Consider the following 1,538-nt stretch of genomic DNA (forward strand, 5'->3'; position numbering starts at 1 on the left):
GCGGCGCTGAGAAGCCTCGGCCGCGACGGCGTGGCAGGGTTGCTGGACCGGCTGCACCAGAACGCCGTCGCCATGGCCGACGGACTCTCTGGAATCGACGGCGTGGAGGTCGTCAACGACGTCGTCTACACGCAGGTCATGCTGCGGCTCGCGTCGGATGCCGCCACTCGCGCGCTCGGCGACGCGATACTCGCGGAAGGCACCGCCGTGTTCACGGGGGCCGAGTGGCGCGGCCGGGCGGTGCTGCGCTGCTCGATGTCGTCTTGGGTGACCACCGCCGACGACATCAACCGCACCGTGGAGGCCGTGCGGAAGCTGATCGGCGCCTAGCCCCGGTCAGCCTTCGAGACTCGTCCGTCCTGATCGTCGGCGCGCGGCTTGGACCGAGTCGTGCTCCGGCAGCCGAAGCGGCACGTCCATCGCCGGACGAGGTGACCACTCTGCCCACCCCTCGTTCAAGGGCCAGGACCCGTTCATGATGAGCTCATCGACGGCGTGATCAGCGACAGCGCGGACGGCATCCGCCTGCGCCTCCGTGAAACGGCCCTGCGTGACAGCGGCGCCGAGTTCGTCGCCATCCTTCAGCCAGACGTCCTCAGATCCTGCGTGTTCGGCATCGATCCACAAGTCCAGCACGAGGTCGCGAGTGAAGACCGCGCCCGTCTCGCCGCCCACCCGTCGGTGCGGCAGCTCGAGATTCACGTAGGCCCCTGCGGGCGAACCCTCCGGGTCGCGGAAGAACCAGACCGACCAGGGTCTGCCGGTCGGGGCGACGCGTACGATTCCTGGACCTCGCCAGGTCGACTCGCGGACAACCCATGGAACGCTGAAGCGCGCATCCAAGGGCACATCGCGTGTCTGCCGGCCGTCGGCGGGCATGGACTCGAGCCGAGCCGAACCGGACGGAATCCAGACCACTAGTCCCCGTGCGTCGTCGCGAATCACGCGCGCCGTGTCGATGAACCGCCCATACCGCCACAGGATCTGCTGACCGGGAGCGAACCGCGCGGCCCCGCTGCTGCCCGCAGGCAGCGACTCGCGAAACGACGGATCGGCATGGAACGCCTCCTGGTCCATCTCATGCAACACAGCGACCGCCTGACTCAGCGACATCTGCTGCGAAGCCAACCGCTGCCACGGTTCTCCTCGACGGCCGGCCAAGGTGGCTGTTCCGCCGCTCGCGCTGACGTCTGTGGATCCGATGGGCAACCGCATATCGACACGCTACCGCCGGGTGCTTGCTCAGTCAGGTGCGAGACGAGACGCGATCGAGGAGGCGCTCGTGGAAGCGGCGCTCCCCCGTGATCTCGGGGTGGAAGCTGATTCCGATCAGATTTCCCTGTTCGACGGCGACGACCCGGCCGCCGGGCAGTGATGCCATCGCGGTCGCGCGCCGGCCCACCTTCTCGATCACCGGGCCGCGGATGAACGCGGCATGCACCGGCTCGGCGCCGAGCGCGGGCACGCTCAGATCGGCCTCGAAGGACTCGGTCTGTCGTCCGAAGGCGTTTCGGCGCACGACGACGTCGAGTCCGCCG

Annotated in this window: 1 protein-coding gene and 2 pseudogenes; 1 reads left to right on the forward strand and 2 read right to left on the reverse strand. The window is 68.7% G+C overall.

The window, feature by feature from the left end:
* Positions 1-330 (forward strand): annotated as a pseudogene (locus tag RIN43_RS16220) (aspartate aminotransferase family protein); the annotation flags it as partial.
* Positions 331-336: 6 nt separating this feature from the next.
* Here RIN43_RS16220 and RIN43_RS16225 read toward each other — a convergent pair.
* A complete protein-coding gene (locus tag RIN43_RS16225) occupies positions 337-1,215 on the reverse strand; it encodes a DUF402 domain-containing protein (RefSeq protein ID WP_309129959.1) in 879 nt (292 codons plus the stop codon).
* Positions 1,216-1,246: 31 nt separating this feature from the next.
* A pseudogene (locus tag RIN43_RS16230) lies at positions 1,247-1,538 on the reverse strand (pyridoxal 5'-phosphate synthase glutaminase subunit PdxT); the annotation flags it as partial.

Origin of the sequence: Microbacterium sp., assembly GCF_031178445.1 — a bacterium.
GTDB lineage: Bacteria > Actinomycetota > Actinomycetes > Actinomycetales > Microbacteriaceae > Microbacterium.

What these genes read in the sequence shown, in the direction of transcription:
- RIN43_RS16225 (WP_309129959.1), bottom strand. Translation starts at nt 1,215, where the DNA reads ATGCGGTTGCCCATCGGATCCACAGACGTCAGCGCGAGCGGCGGAACA.